The sequence below is a fragment of the Planotetraspora sp. A-T 1434 genome, assembly GCF_025420585.1.
Lineage (GTDB): Bacteria > Actinomycetota > Actinomycetes > Streptosporangiales > Streptosporangiaceae > JAOEGB01.
In genome coordinates, this window is the sequence record NZ_JAOEGB010000024.1 from 21448 (window position 1) to 35410 (window position 13963).

At 71.9% G+C, this 13963-nt stretch carries 11 protein-coding genes; 7 read left to right on the forward strand and 4 right to left on the reverse strand.

Going from position 1 to position 13963, the window contains the following annotated elements:
• Window positions 1-3: 3 nt before the first annotated feature.
• Both lanKC and N5079_RS26785 read right to left on the reverse strand, forming a co-directional pair.
• Window positions 4-2649, reverse strand: coding sequence for a class III lanthionine synthetase LanKC (lanKC, locus tag N5079_RS26780; RefSeq protein ID WP_261586888.1), 2646 nt, complete (start codon window positions 2647-2649; stop codon window positions 4-6).
• Between the two features lie 83 nt (window positions 2650-2732).
• Window positions 2733-3845, reverse strand: a complete 1113-nt coding sequence (locus tag N5079_RS26785) for a PP2C family protein-serine/threonine phosphatase (RefSeq protein ID WP_261586889.1) — start codon at window positions 3843-3845, stop codon at window positions 2733-2735.
• A 117-nt stretch (window positions 3846-3962) separates the two neighbouring features.
• On the opposite strand from N5079_RS26785, the gene N5079_RS26790 reads away from it, so the two are divergent.
• Window positions 3963-5189: a GNAT family N-acetyltransferase gene (locus N5079_RS26790; protein WP_261586890.1), complete on the forward strand. Its 1227-nt coding sequence runs from the start codon at window positions 3963-3965 to the stop codon at window positions 5187-5189.
• A 9-nt stretch (window positions 5190-5198) separates the two neighbouring features.
• Window positions 5199-5366: a hypothetical protein gene (locus N5079_RS26795; protein ID WP_261586891.1), complete on the forward strand. Its 168-nt coding sequence runs from the start codon at window positions 5199-5201 to the stop codon at window positions 5364-5366.
• Between the two features lie 4 nt (window positions 5367-5370).
• Here N5079_RS26795 and N5079_RS26800 read toward each other — a convergent pair whose 3' ends face one another.
• On the reverse strand, window positions 5371-5838 hold the full coding sequence (locus N5079_RS26800) for a ribose-5-phosphate isomerase (protein WP_261586894.1): 468 nt from the start codon (window positions 5836-5838) through the stop codon (window positions 5371-5373).
• A 98-nt stretch (window positions 5839-5936) separates the two neighbouring features.
• Here N5079_RS26800 and def point away from each other — a divergent pair, with 98 nt between their 5' ends.
• The gene (def, locus tag N5079_RS26805) at window positions 5937-6425 is read left to right on the forward strand and encodes a peptide deformylase (protein WP_261586895.1); all 489 of its coding nucleotides are present in this window, start codon (window positions 5937-5939) and stop codon (window positions 6423-6425) included.
• Between the two features lie 12 nt (window positions 6426-6437).
• Here def and N5079_RS26810 read toward each other — a convergent pair whose 3' ends face one another.
• Window positions 6438-7844: an aldehyde dehydrogenase family protein gene (locus tag N5079_RS26810; protein WP_261586896.1), complete on the reverse strand. Its 1407-nt coding sequence runs from the start codon at window positions 7842-7844 to the stop codon at window positions 6438-6440.
• Between the two features lie 238 nt (window positions 7845-8082).
• Here N5079_RS26810 and pepN point away from each other — a divergent pair, with 238 nt between their 5' ends.
• From pepN to N5079_RS26830, 4 genes are all read left to right on the forward strand, one after another.
• Window positions 8083-10650: an aminopeptidase N gene (gene pepN / locus N5079_RS26815; RefSeq protein WP_261586897.1), complete on the forward strand. Its 2568-nt coding sequence runs from the start codon at window positions 8083-8085 to the stop codon at window positions 10648-10650.
• Between the two features lie 192 nt (window positions 10651-10842).
• Window positions 10843-11394, forward strand: a complete 552-nt coding sequence (locus tag N5079_RS26820) for a LemA family protein (protein ID WP_261586898.1) — start codon at window positions 10843-10845, stop codon at window positions 11392-11394.
• A gap of 18 nt (window positions 11395-11412) precedes the next feature.
• Entirely contained in the window at window positions 11413-12831 is a 1419-nt protein-coding gene (locus N5079_RS26825; RefSeq protein ID WP_261586899.1) for a DUF2207 domain-containing protein, read from the forward strand.
• Between the two features lie 151 nt (window positions 12832-12982).
• Window positions 12983-13963 carry a hypothetical protein gene (locus N5079_RS26830; protein WP_261586901.1) on the forward strand — a complete coding sequence of 327 codons (981 nt, stop codon included), beginning with the start codon at window positions 12983-12985 and terminating at the stop codon, window positions 13961-13963.

The window sequence follows — 13963 nt, forward strand, 5'->3', positions numbered from 1 at the left end:
TCCCTACACCTCCACGCGAGACCGGCCCGGCTCGCCGAGATTGAGCGCGGGCATGGCCCCGCCGAGGAACGGCAGCCGCACCGGCTCCCCGTGCAGGGCCGCGCCCACCGCCAGCAGCACCCCGGCGGTGCCGGTGGCCAGGTCCATGGACAGGCGCAGAAGCCGCTCGCCGGGGAAGGCCAGATGGCCCTGGTAACCGACCGCGTGCCACGACAGGGCCGAGAGCTGTCGAACCGCCTCCGGGTCCTCCCGTCCCCAGCCGCCGGCCCGGTCCCTGCACAGGTACGCGAGGATCCCGGCCCTGCCGGAGAACAGGCCGGACTGGAGGTAGAAGTGCGACCGGGCGGCCCTGTCCAGCCGCTCCCGGGCGGCGGCCAGCTCGGGATCGGCCCGGTAGTGCAGGAGCTCGCCGAGCACCCAGCAGATCCCCACGCTGCCCCGGTCGAGGTAGGGCGTGGTCCGCCAGCCCTCGTTGACCTGGAGTGAGCCGTCGGTCTGCACGACGCAGCGGTGCAGGTCCTGCCGGAGCGCCGTCTCCGCGTGGTCGAGCCACTGGACGTCGCCCGTCTTCTCGTAGAGCCGGAGGAACAGCAGGGCCGGCCCCGACGAGCCGTACATCAGCCCGGCGTACGGCACGGCGCCGCCGCTGATGCCGGCCACGAGGCGGGGCAGCCGGTCGACCACCAGGGCGGCCGTGTTGAGGGCCTCGCCCAGATCGCCGAAGTAGACCTGGTTGAGCCCGATCCCGGAGAGCCCGCCGTACAGGTCGGTGCCGAGACTGAGGTGGCGCTGCCTCCCGGCGATGTCGAGGACCTCCAGGGCGGCCTGGTGGTGGCCGAGGTGCGCCAGGGTGTGGGCGACGCCGTGCAGGCCGTCGTAGAAGCCGATCCGGGGGCCCTCGGACGCGGGGCCGCCGAGCGCCCGCGCCCGGTCCACCAGCCACTGCTCGTGGTCGGGGAAGCGGCCCGCGCCGGTGACGTGCAACGCGTAGAGCACGCCCGCCGCTCCGTGGGCCAGCCCGAGGCCGCCGCTGTCGAACTGGGCGATGTCGCCGGGAAACAGGCGGTCGTCGCGCTCGGGGGTGGCGGAGGCCAGGATCGCCTCCGTCATGGAGGCCCTCATCTGCCGCCAGGTGACCATCGCGGGACTCCTGCGGCTCTCGCCCCCGCCGGCGATCCGCACCGCCGGCCGGAGGAAGCCCTCGCCGACCGGAAAACACTGGCGGATCACCTCGGCGAGCTCGGCGGCCTTGCCCCGGTCGAGTGCGAACAGCTCGGTGATCGGCAGGAAGAGCGCGAACCGCAGGCATGCCAGCGCGTACCGGTCGATGTCGAAGCCGGTGACGCCCGGCGGCGGCGCGAACCCCGGGCCGGCTAGGCCCGCGCCGCCCGCCTCCATGACCGGCCGGGCGGTCTCGAAGTCGATCAGCGTGACGCCGCCGTCCGGGCGGAGCATGATCGTCGACATGTCCAGGCCGCCGAAGACGAGGCCGTTCATGTGAATCTTGGTGACGGCGTCCTCCGTCTTGGCGCAGATCTCGGCCACCCAGTCGGCATGGCGTCCGAGGCGGGCCTCCCAGTCGGCCTCCAGAGCGCCGCCCAGGGGATAGCGCGCGCCGAAGGCGCTGCTGAGCGGCTCTCCGGGGACGAGCTCCATCGCGAGGTAGTGGTGCTCGCCCACGGTGAAGTGCGCCTTGATCTCCGGGGCCACGCCGAGGCCGGCCAGCCGTTCGAGCGCGTCCCGCTCCCGCGCCAGACGGGTGACCGCGTCCGCTCCGCACGCGTCCAGACCGGCATGGGGCCGCGCCTCCTTGAGCACGACCCGCTCCCCCGTGCGGGGATCGGTCGCCAGGTAGACCGCGCCGCCGTTCGTCCGGTGCAGGACGCTCTCGACGCGATAGGGCAGGTCGAGCGGCCTCTCCTGCGCGGCCAGATGCGGGCGGAGGAAGGCGGGGATCGTCACCCACGGCGGCGGCGTGAAGGAGGAGTCGCGGCGGTCGGGGACGAGGGTGCCGTCCGGAGCGGCGATGGCGGGCTCGATCCGCCCGTCCTCGGTGGCACGGTGGCGCTCGGCGATGCCCCCGTAGCGGACGTGCAGCGGGCCCCTGCCGTACCTCAGGTCGCTGAGGACGGCGGGGCCGGGCTCCCCCTCGAGCATCTCGCCCAGCTCGCGCAGCGTCGTCTCCAGCTCCGCCTCGTCCGCCGGGTAGACGGCGATGAACTTCCCGCTCGATCCGCGGTCGGCGTACTTGGCGTTGTGCAGGTGGAGGACCGGCAGGGCCCGGAGGAACTTGAAGGCCAGCCCGCGCTCCAGGCAGTAGGCCCCGGTCTTCTCGAGGACGGCCGCCGCGTTGTCCATGGTGGCGGACACGTGGATCTTCCACCCCTGGTCGGGCGGCGACCCGGTGACCGGGCGGTAGACCACCCAGTCGGCCCGACGCATCCGCGCCCATCCGGCCGGTACGGCCCGGCGGCCGAGCTCGAAGCCCGGCCCGTCGGGGCCCTCCAGGGGTGAGTCGTAGAAGGCCGGGTCGGTGCGACAGTAAAGCTCGTACCGCTTCTCCACGTGTTCCGCCTCTCTCCGGCCGCCCGGCGACGGCCGTACCGACGATGTCAGGCTCGCGTGGGCGCGGCCAGTGACCTCGACCACGATACGCGCATGAGACATCACATGGAGTAACCACAGCGGTAGTCACGAGTGCCCGGAACCGGCGGTCCACGGCCGCCAGATGCCTACGGCCGCCAGATGAGGACGAGGGCGCAGTCGTCGTTGTGGCCCGACGACATGGCGTGCACGAGCTGGCGGGCGCGGTCGCGGTAGTGCTCGGGGAAGAGCCGCTCCGCCTCACCCAGCAGCCGGTCGAGGCCGGCGTCGATGTCGCGGCCCGGCTGCTCGATGAGCCCGTCGGTGAACAGCATGAGCGCGTCGCCCTTGCGGAGCACGCCGCTGTCGGCCTCGCAGTGGAGGTCCGGGACCACCCCGAGCACGACGCCCTTCGCCGTGGAGACCCGCCAGGTGCCCGACCCCGCGTCGAACTTGACGACCGGCGGATGGCCGGCGGATGTGATCTTGTACTCGCCGGTGGACAGGTCGAGGACCAGGTGGACGGCGGTGACGAACCCCTCGTCCCCGAGCTGCCGGTGGAGGTAGGAGTTGCAGGCGGCGAGGAAGTCCCCGACCGATCCGAGCAGGCCGCCGAAGGTGCCCGACAGCATGAGCGCCCGGGTCCCGGCGTCCACGCCCTTGCCCGAGACGTCGACCAGCGCCACCTCGACCTGGTCGCCCTCGCGCATGGACACCACGAAGTCGCCGCCGAAGGATGAGCCGCCCGCCTGCTTGAGCACCACTTTCGCGCCCCAGTCCTTCGGCAGGGGCGGCAGCTCGCTCTGCCGCTTGAGCCGGTCGCGCAACTCCAGCAGCATCGCGTCGCCCCGCAGGCCCTGCACGCCCAGCTTGCCGCGGGTGCGGGCCATGAGCCATGCCAGCACGGCGGTGAAGCCCATCGTGATCAGCAGCCCCGGGCCGACGCTGTGGACCTCCCTGATCGGTCCCATGTACGCCAGGGAGACCGCGACCGCGCAGAGGAGGACGGCCAGGCTGCGCAGCCGGAGCTGGAGCCCTCCGATGAGCGTCACGAGGATGAGAAGCGACGGCGAGAACCAGTAGGCCGACACCTCGGCGTCGAGCACACCGATGATCAAGGTGGCGACGACCAGTCCCGTCAGCAGGTTGCGGTCGTTCGACGAGCCCTTCCTGACGAGGCGGACGAACGGCACCAGCAGTGGTACGCGCACCAGCAGAGCGCGCAGCCGTGGAGGGATCAGCGGCGCCGGACGGGAACTCATGATGAGCTCGACTGTATCCGCCCATCCCAGGTGAAGGCACCCTCTTGACCAATAGCTTGATCATCGAGCACGGATATTGGGTGGCCGCCCGTTGTGACCGGCTCCTACTGTAAGCGGGTGACTGTGCAGGTTCGTCCCATCACCGAATCAGAGTGGCCGGCCTTCGTGGCGGTCGACTACGAGGCCTTCAGCTCCTCCTACCCCCCGGCCGCGGCGGACCGCTGGAGGGAGCTCGCGGAGATCGACCGCTCACTCGCCGCCTTCGACGGCGACCTCATGGTCGGCTGCGCCGCGGCCCTCACTTTCACGATGACCGTGCCGGGAGGGCCGATCCCGGTCGCGGGCGTCACCGCCGTCGGAGTGCTGCCCTCGCACCGCCGCCGTGGCGTGCTCTCGTCGCTCATGACCCGGCAGCTCCACGACCTCCACGAGGGCGGAGAGGCCGTCGCCGCGCTCTACGCCACCCAGGCCGGGATCTACGGCCGGTTCGGGTACGGCAGGGCCGCCGACGCGTTGTTCTTCCGGATCCCGACGCACGGCTCGGCGTTCGTCCGCGACGCCCCCGTGGATCCCGCGCTGCGCCTGCGGGTGGCCAGGCCCGCCGACTCCCTGCCCGAGCTGCGCCAGGTCTTCGAGTCCGTACGGCGGAGCCGTCCCGGCGTCTATGACCGTTCGGACCTCCGCTGGCGCATAGAGGTCCTCGGCGACGAGGAGCACGACCGCGGCGGAGCCGGCCCGCTGCGCTGCATGATCGCCGAGGACGACGAGGGCCCGCGCGGCTACGCCCTCTTCCGGGTCAAGCGCGGCGCGACCGACCACGACGTGCCGGACGGCGAGGTGCGGCTCATCGAGCTGTTCGCCTCCGACCCCGCGGCGTACGCGCTCGTCTGGCGCAGTGTCCTCGACCGGGACCTGTGCTCGCGGGTCCACGCCTGGAGCCGTCCGGCGGACGACCCGATCATCCACCTGCTCGCCGAGCCCCGCCACCTCAACGCGGGCTGGCTCGACGAGCTGTGGGTCCGCGTGGTCGACGTCGACCGGGCCATGACCTCCCGCGCGTACGCCGCGCCGGCTGACCTGGTGATCGAGGTCGAGGACGAGGTGTGCCCGTGGAACGCGGGCCGCTGGCGGCTGTCCACGGCCAAGGGCTCGTGTGAGCTGACCGGCGACGACGCCGACCTCACGCTGCCGGTCGGCGTGCTGGGCGCGGCCTATCTCGGGGGCCGGCCGCTCACCGCGTTCGCCGGGGCCGGGCTCGTCAGGGAGCACCGGGAGGGCGCGCTTCGCGAGCTGTCCGCCGCCATGTCCTGGGACCCCAAGCCATGGGGCGGGCTCGTGTTCTAGGGTCGGGGCATGGCGCTGCAGAGTTTGCAGATCACGGCGATCACGGCGATGCGGGCGAGGGACGTGTCCCGGCCGACCCGTGAGGAGCAGGAGGCCGCCGACGAGCGGCCACTCCGCGACGAGACACCCCGGCGGGAGACCCGCCGGGGCAGGGATTCGAACAGGGACCGGACCTGACCCGTTAGGGCAGCGGCGGCAGCTCGCCGGTCGCCTCGAACCGCGAGAGCTGCTCGATCCGGCGGGAGTGCCGCTCCGCGCCCGAGAACGGCGTCGTCAGGAACAGCTCCACGAAGCGGACGGCGTCCTCCTCCGGGTGCATGCGCGCGCCCACGCTGATCACGTTGGCGTCGTTGTGCTCGCGGCCGAGCTTCGCGGTGTCGTCGCTCCAGGCGAGGATCGCCCGGATGCCGGGCACCTTGTTGGCGGCGATCTGCTCGCCGTTCCCGGAGCCGCCGATCACGATGCCGAGGCTCCCCGGGTCGTCCGCGACTCCGCGCGCGGCGCGCAGCACGAAAGGCGGGTAGTCGTCCTCCGCGTCGTAGACGGACGGTCCGCAGTCCACCACCTCGTGGCCGTGCTCCTTCAGCCAGGAGACCAGGTGGTTCTTCAGCTCGTAGCCGGCATGATCGGCACCGATGTAGACACGCACAGCCCCAGTTTCGCAGGTCTGCCCGCGCGACACGACCGTGGGCCTGCATTAGAGTAAGAGCCTGTTCCCTCTGCGGGTCCTTACATGCGAGGAGCGTCATGCGCGAGATCCGTTACGTCGGCGACCCGGTCCTGCGGACGCCGGCGGAGCCGGTGACGGACTTCGACAGGGAGCTGCGGCGTCTCGTCGACGAGATGTTCTCCGTCATGTACATGGCCGACGGCGTCGGTCTGGCCGGGCCGCAGATCGGCGTCGGCAAGCGATTGTTCGTCTACGACATCAGCAACCGCAAGGGCCACGTGATCAACCCCGAGCTCACGATCGACGACCCCGAGGTGGTCGTCGAGGAGGAGGGGTGCCTGTCGGTGCCCGGCAAGGAGACCGGCAAGCCTCTCTACGCCCCGACGGCCCGGGCGGCCGGTGTGACGATCCGGGGCCTCGACCGGCTCGGGCGTCCCGTCGCGGTCAAGGCCAGGGGCATGCTCGCCCGCTGCTTCCAGCACGAGTACGACCACCTGGGCGGCACGCTCTACGTCGACAGGCTGGCCAAGGACGAGCGCCGCAAGATCCTCCTGCAGGCTCCTTAGCCGTCACAGCCGTCACAGCTGGATGGCCTTGACCTCCAGGAACTCCTCCAGACCCGCCTCGCCCAGCTCGCGGCCGATCCCCGAGCGCTTGTAGCCGCCGAAGGGCGCGAGCGGGTTGAACCGGCCGCCGTTGACGGCCACCTGCCCGGTGCGCAGCCTCCGTGCCACCGAGAGCGCCCTTTCCTCGGTCCCCGCCCACACCGCGCCCGCCAGGCCGTACGGCGTGCCGTTCGCGATCTCGACGGCCTCGTCCACCGTGCCGAACGGCACGATCGACAGGACCGGGCCGAAGATTTCCTCCTGCTCGATGGACATGCCGGGCGCGACGCCCGCGAAGACGGTCGGCTCGACGTAGTAGCCGCGGTCGAACGGGCGGTCGGTCCCCCCGGCCACGAGGCGGGCGCCCTCCTCCTGACCCAGGTTGATGTAGCGGATCACCCGGTCGCGCTGGGCGGCCGACACCAGCGGCCCGAGGCGGGCGCCTTCGGCGAAGGGATCGGAGGGGACGTAATCGCGGGCGAAGCCGACGGCGAGCCGTACGGCCTCGTCGTACTGGTCCCAGTGGACGAGCATGCGGCTCCAGGCGGAGCAGGTCTGGCCCGAGTTGACGAAGGCGTTGGCGACGCCCGCCCTGACCGCGGTCTCCAGGTCGGCGTCGGGCAGGATCACGTTGGCGGACTTCCCGCCGAGCTCCAGCGCGACCCGTTTGACCGTCTCGGCGGCCAGGGCGGCCACCCGCCTCCCCGCCCTGGTGGAGCCGGTGAAGGACACCATGTCGACGCGCGGGTGGGCCGCGATCGCCTCGCCGATGACGGGCCCATGGCCGCTCACCATGTTGAACACCCCGGGCGGCAGGCCCACCTCGTGCAGGATGTCCGCGAGCGCGTACGCCGCGAGAGGGGCGACCTCGCTGGGCTTGAGCACCACCGTGCAGCCCGCCGCGAGCGCCGGGGCCACCTTGCAGACGACCTGGTGGAGCGGGTAGTTCCAGGGGGTGACCGCGCCGACCACACCGACCGGCTCGCGGACGATCAGGGAGTTGCCCACTCGGCCGCGGTCGAAGTCGTACCGCTCGGCGAGCTCCGCGTAGGAGGCCAGCACCCCGGCGGGCATCAGCGTCTGCACCTTCAGCGCGAAGCCGAGGGGGGCGCCCATGTCCGTGGCGATCGTCTCCGCCATCCGCTCCGCGCGCTCCTTCAGCAGGCCGGCCGCGGCGGCGAGCAGCTTGGCCCGCTCGGCGGGAGCCGTACCGGACCAGGAGGGAAAGGCGGCGCGCGCGGCGGAGACCGCGGTCTCGACGTCGCCGGGCCACCCGGCGGGAACCCGGTCGACGACCTCCTCGGTGGCCGGGTTGACCACGTCGACGCCCTCCCCGGACGCGGAGGGGACCCAGGCTCCATTGAGGTATAGGGGGCGCATGGCCCTCATCCTCGCGCGGGCGGCCGTCCGATGGCGAGGAAATCCCCGCGCTTTCCCCTCGGGACTGTGCCACTCTCTGATCGGTTACGTCGGCCGTCATTTGGGGGCGGGGTTCTTCCTTTTCCAGGTAGGAGACATCTTGAATGCCGTCTTGTCGGCGCGACATGGCAGGATTCAGGAAATCCCCTTCGCGACGGGGCGTTAGGGATCGGGGCCGATGTGTGTATGAGGAGCAGGTGTGGCAGGGAATCTGACGCGTGACGAAGCCCGGGAGCGGGCCCGGCTTCTGGACGTCCAGTCCTACGAGGTCGAGCTCGACCTCACCGAGGGCGACGAGCGGTTCGAGAGCATCACGACGGTCCACTTCACGTCCAGCCAGCCGGGGGCGGACACCTTCATCGACCTGCACGGCGCCCACGTGCGCAAGGTCGTCCTGAACGGCGTGGACCTCGACGTCCACGCCTACGACGCCGACAAGGGCCGCTTCCCTCTCTCCGGCCTCGCCGAGCACAACGAGCTCCGCATCGACGCCGACGCGTCCTACATGCGCACGGGCGAGGGCCTGCACCGCTTCGTCGACCCGGTGGACCGGCAGGTCTATCTGCACAGCCAGTTCGAGACGGCCGACGCGCACCGGATGTACGCGTGCTTCGACCAGCCCGACCTCAAGGCGACGTTCGAGCTGACCGTCCTCGCGCCCGCGTCGTGGGAGGTGGTCTCCAACGCCGCCCCCGACTCGGTGGAGGAGCTGGAGGAGCACCACGGCCGGCACGGCACCCTCCAGGCCGCCCGGCGCTGGCACTTCCCGCCCACGCCGGTCATGTCGACGTACATCACCGCCCTGATCGCCGGGCCGTACGCCGTGGTCCGGGACGAGCACGACGGCATCCCGCTCGGCATCTACGTGCGGCGGTCCCTGGCCGAGCACCTCGACGCTGACAACATCTTCGAGGTCACCAAGCAGGGCTTCGACTTCTTCCACCGGGTCTTCGGCCTGCGCTACCCGTTCGGGAAGTACGACCAGCTCTTCGTGCCCGAGTTCAACGCGGGCGCGATGGAGAACGCGGGCGCCGTGACCTTCCTGGAGGACTACGTCTTCCGCTCCCGCGTCACCGACGCCATGGTCGAGCGGCGCGCCGAGACGATCCTGCACGAGATGGCCCACATGTGGTTCGGCGACCTCGTCACCATGCGCTGGTGGGACGACCTGTGGCTGAACGAGTCGTTCGCCACGTACATGTCCGTGCTGTGCCAGGCCGAGGCGACCCGCTGGGGCCAGGGCGCGTGGACGACGTTCGCCAACGTCGAGAAGGCCTGGGCCTACCGGCAGGACCAGCTCCCCTCGACTCACCCGATCGCCGCGGACATCCCGGACATGCAGGCCGTGGAGGTCAACTTCGACGGCATCACGTACGCCAAGGGCGCCTCGGTCCTCAAGCAGCTCGTCGCCTATGTCGGCCTGGAGAACTTCCTCGCCGGCGTCCGCGACTACTTCAACGAGCACGCCTGGGGCAACACGACCCTGCAGGACCTGCTGTCGGCCCTGGAGCGCACCTCCGGCCGCGACCTGTCGTCCTGGTCGAAGGAGTGGCTGGAGACCTCCTGGGTCAACACCCTGCGCCCGTCGTTCACCACCGACGCGGAGGGCCGCTTCCTCACGTTCGACGTGCTTCAGGAGGCCCCGCAGGAGCACCCGACCCTCCGCTCCCACCGTGTCGCGATCGGCCTCTACTCGCTCGTGGACGGCGTCCTGACCAGGACCAGGCGGGTCGAGCTCGACATCGTCGGCGCCCGCACGCCCGTCGCCGAGCTGATCGGCGAGACCCAGCCCGACCTGGTGCTGGTCAACGACGACGACCTCACCTACGCCAAGGTCCGGCTCGACGCCCGGTCGCTGGAGACGCTGGTGGGCGGCGGCATCGCCGCGTTCCGGGAGTCCCTCCCCCGCGCACTGTGCTGGTCTGCCGCCTGGGACATGACCCGCGACGCCGAGATGGCCACCCGCGACTACGTCAGGCTCGTGACCTCCGGCATCGGCTCGGTGCGGGACATCACGGTCGTGCAGACCGTGCTGCGGCAGGCCCGCCTCGCGATCCAGCAGTACGCCGGCCCGGCCTGGCGGGCCACCGGGCTGGCCGAGCTCGCCGCCGCGCTGCGCGGCCTGATCGAGACGGCTGAGCCGGGCTCCGACCACCAGCTGGCCTACGTCAACGCCTTCACCGCCGTGGCCACCGCGCCGGAGGACCTCGCGTTCGTGCGGGGCATCCTCGACGGCAGCGGCGTTCCCGAGGGCCTGGCCGTCGACACCGACCTGCGCTGGACCCTCACCCACGCCCTGGTCTCGGGCGGCGTCCTCGGCGCCGGGGACATCGACGCCGAGCTGACACGGGACGCCACGGCCACGGGCGAGCGCTCGGCCGCGCTGAGCCGGGCCGCCATCCCGACCCCGGAGGCCAAGGCCGAGACCTGGGCCGCCATCGTGGGCGGCCAGCTCAGCGGGGCCCTGCTCCGCTCGACGATCCTCGGCTTCATGGACCCCCACCACGTCGAGCTGCTCGAGCCGTACGGCGACAGGTACTTCGACGAGGCCGGCCGGATCTGGAGCGAGTGGACGTCGGACATGGCGCAGAACTTCGTCATCGGCTGCTTCCCGGCCCTGCTGATCCGCCCGGAGACCGTGGCGAAGACGCAGGACCACATCAGCGCCTCGCAGCCGCCGCACGCGCTGCGCCGGCTGCTGCTGGAGGGCGCCGACGGCATCAGCCGGGCGCTTCGCGCGCAGGCCAAGGACGCCTCCGCCGGCTGAGCCGGTCATGTGATCGACGAGGGCCCCGGTTCCGTGCCGGGGCCCTCGGCATGTCGAGGCGCTGACAGGGTGAAAGCGGCGCGCAAGCCCGGTGCAAGCGCCAGGGGGTGCCATTGCCGCACCGAGCCGTTCACAGCGTCGCCGTTTACAGCGTCGGCGGCGCCGGTCTACGGTCCACGCAGGAGGCCCCCCGTGATCCCATCGATACTCGCCGTCGTCATCCCCGTCGTCCTCGCCATCGTGGTCGTCTCGCTCTACAACCGGCTCGTCCGCGGCCGCAACACCGTGGACAACGCCTGGGCGCAGATCGACGTGCAGCTCAAGCGCCGCTACGACCTGATCCCCAACCTGGTCGAGACCGTGAAGGGATACGCCTCGCACGAGCGGCAGACCCTGGAGGCCGTGGTCGCGGCCCGCTCCCAGGCCATCAACGCGCAGGGACCGGCCGACCGGGCGGCGGCCGAGAACATGCTGTCGGGGGCGCTCAAGAGCCTGTTCGCGGTGGCCGAGTCCTACCCGGATCTCAAGGCAAGCCAGAACTTCGCGGAGCTCCAGGAGGAGCTGGCCGCCACGGAGAACCGGATCGCCTACTCGCGGCAGTACTACAACGACGCCGTCCTGACCTACAACAACGCGATCCAGACGGTCCCGGCGAACATCGTCGCGGGCATGACGGGCTTCTCGCCGCGTGAGTACTTCCAGGCGCCGGGCGAGGAACGTGGCCCGGTCCAGGTCCGGTTCTAGCGGGACGGGGCTCTCACCATGATCGCCTGGTTCGCCGCGGCGGGGGCCGTCGGCCTCTGGCTCCTGCTCCTGCTCGCGCTGGCCGTCGCGACCGGGAACCCCCCGGTGCCTAAAAACGAGGTATGGCCCGGCCCGGCGACGGGCGCGCTGGCCGAGCAGTCACCCGCCGTCGTCGACCTGATCACGGGCGACTGGCGGCTGTGCGACGAGGCCCCATCGGCCACCTTGCTCGACCTGGCGGCCAAGGGCGCCGTCGGGATCGAGGAGATCGGCCCGGAGCTCTCGCTCGTACGGCTCCGCCGTGACCCGGGCGACCTCACCGCCTACGAGAAGCTCGTCTACGACCACGTCCGCTCGCTCGCCGTCGACGGCGTGGTGGCCACGGGCGCCCTCGCGGAGGGCTCGCGCAACCTGAGCCGCTGGTGGAAGAGCTTCCGCAAGAAGGTGATCAGCGAGGCGAGGGCCCAGGGCCTGTCCCGGCCGCGGTGGAGCAGGGCGCACACCGTGCTCCTCACGGCGGCGGCGGCCGTACCGGCCGTGGCGGTCGGCATCGCCGTGACGATCACGGACAGGAAGCACGACGGGGGCATCGGGGCGGCCATCGCGACCTTCGCCCTGCTCATCGCCCTGATGGGCAAGCTCAACGGTGAGCGGGGCACCGAGCTGGGCGCCCGGACGGCCGCCCACTGGCTCGGGGTCCGCGAGCACCTGGCGGCCACCGGGCGGTTCTCCGAGGCGCCCGCGGCGTCCGTCACGATCTGGGGCCGCCACCTCGCCTACGCCGCGGCCCTCGGCCTCGCTCCGCGCGCGGTGACGAGCCTTCCGGTCAGCACGCCCGCCGACGACCGGCGCGCCTGGTCCGACTACGGCGGCATGTGGCATGTCGTGAACGTGCGCTATCCCTCCCGGCTGCTCTGGGGCCGCGCGCCGCTGCCGACGATCGGGCGCGGCCTGGCCGCCGGCTTCTTCGCCGGCTTCTGGACGTGGATCGGCCTGCTCGTCGCGTCGGCGTTCGACGTCTGGCCGGATGCCCTCGTCCAGCCGGGGGCCTACGCCGTGGGCCTCGCCGTGGCCGGCCTCCCCCTCGGGTACGCGATCGCCGACCTCGGCGGCAGGGCCGCCGTCCGGGGCCAGATCGTCCGGCTCCGCCAGGTCCAGGTCGGCTCCAAGGGAAACAACCGGCCGAAGTACGTCTACTGGTGCGCCATCGACGAGGGCCGGTCGCGGGAGGCCAAGGCGTTCGGCATCAGCGAGGAGCTGTGGGGCCGGCTCTCCGAGGGCGACCGCGTCACCGCGCAGGCGGGCCGCAGGCTCGGCTGGATCAGCGAGATCGAGATCGCCGAACGCTCCCGGCTACGCGGCACGGACACCTACGACGACACCGGCGAGCACCGCCTGAACGCCCCCCAGAACCTCGGGGACCCCCCATCCGCGTGATCATGCGGGGTTTCCCGAAGGCCCGGTGACCTGCGGCCGCCCGTCCGATGGGCGCAGCCGCGTCGTGCATGACCACGCCGGGGGAGGGAGGCTGATTGGCCGGTGCCGTAGCGATGCGAAGATCGTCGCCCGGCCGTGAGAAGGTCGTCGGGTGGACTCAGCCAGAGACCTGTTGGTGGCCCTCGCCCGGCGGTACTCGTTCGGCGACGTGGGCGCCCTCGCCCCCGCCGTGCTGAAGGACGGCGGCCGGGCGGCGCACGTCACGTCGATCTGCGAATTCGGCCAGCGGCTGCTCACGCTCGACGCCGAGGACTTCGCGGCCGAGGTGGACCGGGAGGCCGTGCCGTCCGGCCTGCGCAGACGCGCCCGCGACTGCCACATGCCGCAGACGGCCAGGGAGCAGCCCCGTGGCGCGCTGGACTCGATGCGCCCCGCGTACGCGCTGTTCCTCGAAGTAATCCAGGTCCGCTGGCGGAGGCGGGAGCTCAGCTCGATGATCGCGGCGGTGCACATCGCCAGCGAGTATCTCCCGCTGCTCGCGTTCGAGCCGGTGCTGGGCCACGCGGGCGACCCGGCCCGGTGGTCCGAGCTTCCGGACGGGGGGCTCCGCACACCGGGAAGCCGGTTCGGCGTGATCGGCGACCGCGAGTGCGACCACACCAGGGCGGAGCAGTCGGCGGCCGAGCGGACCCTGCGGGTCGCGCTGGAGCCGAGCGCGGGCTGGCGCGCGTACCTCGACCGGCAGCACAGCCAGGTCGCCGGCGCCCTCGCGACCTGCGCCGCCCGGTGCCGGCACCGGTGCACGGCCATGGACTGGGTGCCGGACCTGGAGGACCTGGCCGTCCGCTGCCGGGTGGCGCTGGCCTTCGCCGACACCCCGCTCGTACGGCTCCGCCACGCCGCCCCGGTCGGCCACGGCTTCGGCGTCCCCTCCCCAGAGGAGGTGCTGGACGCCTGGGACCGCAGCCGGGCCGCCCTGGACAAGAACGGCGTGGGGCACCAGGTCACGATGGACGACGGCTTCCCGCTGCCGGGCCTGCCGAGCCTCTTCTCGGCGGTCGCCTCCGCCCACGTCGAGCCGGCGACACTGCTGGCCGATGTCTCGGCCCATCTGGTGGAGCTGCTGGGGTGA

Bases quoted from the DNA above. Each gene is read 5' to 3' on its own strand.
- N5079_RS26785 (WP_261586889.1), bottom strand. From the start codon at position 3,845: ATGAGTTCCCGTCCGGCGCCGCTGATCCCTCCACGGCTGCGCGCTCTG.
- N5079_RS26795 (WP_261586891.1), top strand. From the start codon at position 5,199: ATGGCGCTGCAGAGTTTGCAGATCACGGCGATCACGGCGATGCGGGCG.
- def (WP_261586895.1), top strand. From the start codon at position 5,937: ATGCGCGAGATCCGTTACGTCGGCGACCCGGTCCTGCGGACGCCGGCG.
- N5079_RS26810 (WP_261586896.1), bottom strand. From the start codon at position 7,844: ATGCGCCCCCTATACCTCAATGGAGCCTGGGTCCCCTCCGCGTCCGGG.
- N5079_RS26825 (WP_261586899.1), top strand. From the start codon at position 11,413: ATGATCGCCTGGTTCGCCGCGGCGGGGGCCGTCGGCCTCTGGCTCCTG.